Genomic DNA, 6,000 nt, shown 5'->3' on the forward strand with positions numbered 1-6,000 from the left:
GGTGTTTAAATAAATTAAAATATACAAGGCAATGAAAATCCGCACCCCGATCGTGCTGCTGTCGGCCGCATGGCTTATACCAATGGCAGCATCGGCGCAACAGGCTCCGACACCTGCTGACCAAGCCGCCGCTGCTCGTGCGAACGCGGAACAGGATCGGCAAGCACAGCTGCAACGGGACGCGCAGCAGCGCGACGCGACCGTGCGTGCTCCGTCCGTGCGTTCTGACGTGCCGAAGGTCGAAGCGTATCCGGCGCTGCCGACGGAGACGCCGTGCTTTCGTATCGATCGCTTCACGCTCGACGTGCCGGCGTCGTTGCCCGACGCAGTGAAGACACAAGGTGCGTCGGCGCTGCCGATGGATCGCTTCGCGTTTGCGCGCGACTGGCTGAACCACTACGCCGGGCAATGCGTCGGCAAGCAAGGCGTTGACGTGCTGGTCAAGGGGCTGTCTCAGGCAATTCTGGCGCGCGGCTACGTCACCACGCGCGTGCTCGTCCCCGAACAAGACCTGTCGACCGGTACGCTGAAACTGTCGCTGATTCCCGGCACGATCCGGCGCATCCGTTTCTCAGATGAAAAGCTGCGCGGCACATGGAAAACTGCATTCCCGACCGGCGATGGGGAAGTATTGAATCTGCGCGACCTCGAACAAGGCCTTGAGCAGATGAAGCGCGTGACGAGCCAGGATGTCTCGATGCAGATTGTTCCCGGCGAGCTGCCCGGTGAAAGCGATGTCGTGCTCGATGTGAAGCGCAGCAAGCCGTGGACCGTCGTCGCGTCGGTCGACAATTCCGGCACGCGCGCTACGGGCAAGCTGCAAGGCAACCTGTCGGTCGGCATCGACAACCCGCTTGGCCTGAACGACATGCTCAACGTTGGCGTCAGCCAGGACCTCGAATTCGGCGACAAGCGCCTCGGCTCGCACGGCTGGAACGGCTTCTATTCGATTCCGTGGGGTTACTGGACTGCCACGCTGTCCGCATACACGAACACCTACTATCAGCAGATTGCGGGTGTGAACCAGACATTCATCGCGAGCGGCAACTCGAAGACAGTCGATCTCAAACTGGCTCGGGTGCTGGCGCGCAGCCAGAACGACGTGCTCGGAGGGTACTTCCGGCTGTCCCGCCGTTTCGGCATGAGCTTTATCGAGGACACTGAGATTTCGCAGCAGCGCCGTAACAACACGATCATCGAACTCGGTCTGACCGACCGGCACTATTTCGACGGCGCGCAATTCGACGGCTCGCTCGCGTATCGCCAAGGTGTCGGCGGATTCGGCGCGCAGGACGACACACTGGCGGCGAGCGGCCCGACCTATCGCTTCAAGATGGCCGTGCTCGACGCGAACCTCTCGGTGCCGTTTGCAATCGGCAAACAACCGTTCCGCTACGTTGGAACGTTCCACGGCCAGTACACCGGAAACACGCTCTACTACCTCGATGACCTGACGATCGGCAGCCGATACACCGTGCGCGGCTTCGACGGAGAAACGATGCTGGCGGCGTCGCGCGGGTTCTACTGGCGTAACGAGTTGCAAATGCAGATTGGCCAGACGGGGCAAGCGGTGTATGCAGGGCTGGATTACGGGCGCGTGTGGGGGCCTCAGCCGATTGCGCTCGTCGGTACGCAGTTGGCCGGCGCTGTCATCGGCGTGAAGGGAAGCATCGGGACGCGCTTCGGTGCCTACGCGTATGACCTGTTTGCAGGCACGCCTGTCTATAAGCCGTCCGGCTTTCCAACTGCGCGCGTCACCGTTGGATTCCAGCTGACTTCGCAGTTTTGAGCGGGGAGTCTCTTGTAGTGGAATACAGCCAAGTGGATGAATTGAACGTATCGAACGACACGCAACCGGTCTGGCTTCCGTCACGTCACCCGTGGTTGAACGGCAAGCGTCGCGCAATGGAGAAGGCGCGAAAGACATACGTCGAGCTGCCCACACTCGAGCGGACGCCCGTACCTGTTGCCGAACCGCGAATTATCGTGAAGCGGAAGCGGCGACTGGTATTCGATTGACGTTTCGAGTTTGATTGGTTGCGTCTGGACTCCCCTCTGGGTCTAGATGCTTTGCGCGGCAAGCAGTGTCTCCGCTCCTTTTTATGCAGAAACTACACCGGGTGGCTTGGGTCAAGTCATACAGGTGGGGTGTTGTTTGTTTTGTTAGTTATCTTTAACAATTGAGAGAGAAAAATGAAGAAGCTGGTACTGGTTGGTCTAATGGGCTCGGCGGTTCTGCTGGCGGCATGTGGAGGCGGTGATGGAAGCGGCGGTGGCGCGACGTCGGGGAGTTCGACGGGTTCGACCTCGCAAACCGCGTCGAATACGGACGCCGTGTTTTCCTGCCCGGCTGACTACAAAAAGCTGACGCTCACAAATAGCAGCGTCGTCGCGAACGTGAATATGAATCTGACGACCGACGACGGCATTGCGACGCTGACAATCAAGACGCCGTCTAAGGGCATTACCGGTGATTTCACGGTGTGCCTTGGGAAGCCGAATCCGACGCCCACTGGAGTGACGGCAGACTACATCTACGAGGTGAAGTCCTCAGGCGATCTCCGCTCAATGGCATCCTCGACGTTGGCTCTGAACTTTACGACGAATGTCAAACCCACCCAAAACCCACCGGTTATCGAATTCGCGAACGTGTCGGGCGGCACCGTAACTTACCAGTCGGTGCTCCAGGGTGCATCGGTCTCGGTTGCGCCGAACTACAGCCTGTCGGCAAACGCACAGGTCGCTGGCTACTACGTGGTGCGTCTCACGAAGTAACGCCTCGATTTCTATTTTGATGTGCCTCGTTTAGGTGCTCCGGACGCGGCAGTTGTCGAGTCTGCGTCCCTCTTTCAGATATGGATTCCGTTGATGCGCAACGTAGTAATCGGAAGTCTGTTGGTGATGTCGACCACGGTGGCATTCGCTGAGTATCGCGAAACCTGGGTGAGTCCAGGCGAATTGAAGAGTTTGGAGGTGGGGCACAAGAGTGCGCGAGCTAAAACGGGACCTGTAACACGATCGAAGCCGCAAGTATCGTCTTCACGGCCCCCTGCACGTAGTTCGCATCAACTACCTTCAGATCCGATCGCGGCTTTTGCTCGCGACGACCGTGGCGCTCATGAGCAGCGGAAATCTCGGCCAGCCTCGACGCGGCCTCATAAGCCGATGGCCGTTCGGCAGAAGATGAGAAGAGAAGACGTTGGAGAAAGTCATCGCAGAAAGGCGGTTACCGAGTCGATGGTGTGATGGAGGGTACCGCGAGACAGACCACCGCGGCGGTGGTTACTAAGTCGCTTCTTCAAAATAATGAAACTGCCCCCCGTTGATGTTGCTGTACCGAATGCTCAAATGTTGCTTGGCTGACTGATATGGCTCGAAACTCCCCCGTCGAACGAAGCGTAAGCCGCTCGCCAAGGAGCAGCTTTTGCCGATGTCGAACGATACAATTCGAACGCTGTCGCTTGAAGGTCATGTCGCATTGTCCGTTCTGCGCAGCGGCCAAGGCGATGTTGTTCAAATCGGACGACTCGCGCAGATCGTCTATCTGTCCTATTTCTTGCGTGACGTGACAGCAGCAGGTTCCGACATCGAGCAATTTCGCGTCGCTGAGGCTATCGTGGAGGACTGCGTGACCAGAGCACTGGACGGCGAGCAATGGGTTTTGAAGGACGAGGATTTTGCGGCCGTCGAGCGCATCTTGCTCTTGTACGATGCTCAGCTCGCGGCTGTTCCTGCGTATCGATTCGCGGATGCATGACAGCAGTTTCAGCGTGTGGTTGTCACGCATTATCAGACTCCCATCGAGGGCTCGCGTGTCGAAACGTCGGCGATCGGTATCGATGCCGTCAGTGCGCTGATTCTATGAATTTCCACAACAGCTTGAGCATAAGGCTCCATTGATCATGGCGCGTACAGCTGAAGAGGCGTTTAAACATACGGTAGAGGTTGCGAAGGCGGCAGGGCTCACGCTTCTGACGACGGCATGGGCTGGGGCACAGGCGAACTACCTTTTCCGGTGTTCGAATGGACATGAGTTCGAGCGGCTTGCAACATCCATCCTGTATAAAAATGCGACCGCGTGTCCCGAATGTAAGCGGGAAGCTCTGCGCGAGCGATGGATGGAAATGGTACGGCAGCGCGGAGGGGAGCTTGTAGGGGACGAATTCACGACCATAGCGAGGCGCTACCGGCTGCGTTGTGCGCAGGGACACGAATGGGATGCACTGGGCCAGTATATCGTCGCCGGGCACTGGTGCCGGCGTTGCGTGGCCGAAGCCAACTCGGCGCGCCTGTTGGATCAGGAGGGGCTTGCCCGTCTGCAGGCAGCGGCGCAAAGCAAAGGAGGTCGTTGTTTCGCGACTGAATATGTCGGCAGGGCGGCACGCTACGAACTGGAATGTTCGCGTGGCCACCGCTGGCAGACCAAAGGTGGGTTCATTTTAGACGGTCATTGGTGTCCAGCGTGCGCGAGAAAGGACAATGCCGAACAACAGCGTAGGTCCGACGGCCTCCAGCGATTGCAATCGGCAGCGGCGTCAAGAGGCGGCGTTTGTCTGAGCGAAAACTATACGGGCCTGATGTCACGATACCGGTTTCGGTGCGCTGCCGGCCATGAGTGGCAAAGCTTTGCCGGTTCGATATTGGGCGGGACATGGTGTACGGCATGTCGATTCGATGAAGCGGGTGCGATAGCGTTTGAGCGATTGCATGCCACGGTTACGGCACTGGGCTGGCGATGTCTCTCTGGCACGTGGGCCGGCTACAACGAGCGGTATGAATTCGAATGCGAGAAAGGCCATCGATTTGCTCGTAATGCCATGGCGCTACTGTACCGAGGCGAGCAAGCTCGTTGCGAGGCGTGCGAAGCAGACGAGATTGAAGCGCGTTGGCTGAATGCTATCGCTAGCCGGAGTGGAGAGCTTCTCAATGGGCCGTTCAGGGGGCTATCTGAACGTTACCGGCTACGGTGCGCCGACGGGCACGAGTGGGAGACGACAGGCGAACTGATCCGCAGAGGCAAATGGTGTCCGGAATGCGGGCGAGTGAAATCCGCGCAATGCAATACTCTGGCAGACGGGCTTGAGAGATTGCAGGTTATTGCTCGGCAGCACGGTGGCCAGTGCCTGGCTGCAGAGTACACGCGTAGTTGCGATCGTTACCCGTTCGAGTGTTCGAAAGGCCATCGGTGGAGGGCGTCCGGGCAAATGGTGGTGCATGGGCATTGGTGCCCGCAATGTGCGGGTATCGCGCGACGCCTTACGCTTGAGACCATGCAGGCTGTCGCGAGGGAACGCGGTGGATTGTGCCTGTCAGCGGAATACCACGGCGCGCATGTGAAGCTGACTTGGCAGTGCCATCGAGGGCATGTCTGGCAGTCGTCAGCGGCCAACGTGAAGAACAAGGGGCGCTGGTGCCCCAATTGCGCGTTTCTGGAAATGACGAAGGACCCGAAAAAGCGGTTGAAATGGGATTTCGAGGGCAAGGGCTGACCGAGCAGGCCGGGACTTGGTAACTGGAGAGGGTGTGCGAGTGGGAAGAAGTGCTATGGGGCGGGGAGGTCGTGCAGGGCTGACGAAAGAGATGCTGCTGCCGCTGTCGACGCAGAAGGTGCGGGCACTGTCGCTGGAGAATCATTTGGCGTTCGCGACGGTTCGTGCTGGACGGGGGGATTCGGAGCAGATTATCAATCTGCTGCGGATCGTGTATCTCGCATTCTATCTGCGGGATGAAACCGCATACGGAGCGAACCTCGACCTGTATCGGCTGGCAGAAGCCGCGCTAGATGCATGCGTTGAACGTGCCGAGGCAGGTGAGGAGTGGCTGTTGGTCGATCACGAACAAGTTGTGATCGAGCGTCTTCTAACAGTGCACGAGAACCTGTCCGCATTTTTGTGGGCGAGGCGGTTGAACAACGCGTTATCCACGCGCCTGGGTGAATCGTTCACCGAACAGGATAGCAAACTGGTTCATTGCTGATTTCCAGTCGAACGCTGCCCGCAC

Annotated in this window: 5 protein-coding genes; all 5 read left to right on the forward strand. The window is 58.5% G+C overall.

Annotated features, from left to right (window positions below; all coding sequences use genetic code 11):
• The first annotated feature begins 31 nt into the window (after window positions 1-31).
• The 5 genes from GD429_RS38030 (at window position 32) to GD429_RS38055 (ending at window position 5,976) form a co-directional block, all read left to right on the forward strand.
• The gene (locus tag GD429_RS38030; protein ID WP_193727320.1) at window positions 32-1,789 is read left to right on the forward strand and encodes a ShlB/FhaC/HecB family hemolysin secretion/activation protein; all 1,758 of its coding nucleotides are present in this window, start codon (window positions 32-34) and stop codon (window positions 1,787-1,789) included.
• A gap of 404 nt (window positions 1,790-2,193) precedes the next feature.
• The gene (locus GD429_RS38040) at window positions 2,194-2,775 is read left to right on the forward strand and encodes a hypothetical protein (protein WP_152865101.1); all 582 of its coding nucleotides are present in this window, start codon (window positions 2,194-2,196) and stop codon (window positions 2,773-2,775) included.
• A 655-nt stretch (window positions 2,776-3,430) separates the two neighbouring features.
• On the forward strand, window positions 3,431-3,757 hold the full coding sequence (locus GD429_RS38045) for a hypothetical protein (RefSeq protein WP_227792109.1): 327 nt from the start codon (window positions 3,431-3,433) through the stop codon (window positions 3,755-3,757).
• A gap of 145 nt (window positions 3,758-3,902) precedes the next feature.
• Complete coding sequence (locus tag GD429_RS41510; protein ID WP_227792110.1) at window positions 3,903-5,489, forward strand: hypothetical protein; 1,587 nt, start codon at window positions 3,903-3,905, stop codon at window positions 5,487-5,489.
• A 91-nt stretch (window positions 5,490-5,580) separates the two neighbouring features.
• Window positions 5,581-5,976, forward strand: coding sequence for a hypothetical protein (locus GD429_RS38055; RefSeq protein WP_227792112.1), 396 nt, complete (start codon window positions 5,581-5,583; stop codon window positions 5,974-5,976).
• Window positions 5,977-6,000 lie beyond the last annotated feature (24 nt).

The organism is Burkholderia sp. BE17 (genome assembly GCF_009362305.1).
GTDB classification, from domain to species: Bacteria; Pseudomonadota; Gammaproteobacteria; order Burkholderiales; family Burkholderiaceae; genus Burkholderia; species Burkholderia pyrrocinia_C.

What these genes read in the sequence shown, in the direction of transcription:
- GD429_RS41510 (WP_227792110.1), top strand. Translation starts at nt 3,903, where the DNA reads ATGGCGCGTACAGCTGAAGAGGCGTTTAAACATACGGTAGAGGTTGCG.
- GD429_RS38030 (WP_193727320.1), top strand. Translation starts at nt 32, where the DNA reads ATGAAAATCCGCACCCCGATCGTGCTGCTGTCGGCCGCATGGCTTATA.
- GD429_RS38040 (WP_152865101.1), top strand. Translation starts at nt 2,194, where the DNA reads ATGAAGAAGCTGGTACTGGTTGGTCTAATGGGCTCGGCGGTTCTGCTG.
- GD429_RS38045 (WP_227792109.1), top strand. Translation starts at nt 3,431, where the DNA reads ATGTCGAACGATACAATTCGAACGCTGTCGCTTGAAGGTCATGTCGCA.
- GD429_RS38055 (WP_227792112.1), top strand. Translation starts at nt 5,581, where the DNA reads ATGCTGCTGCCGCTGTCGACGCAGAAGGTGCGGGCACTGTCGCTGGAG.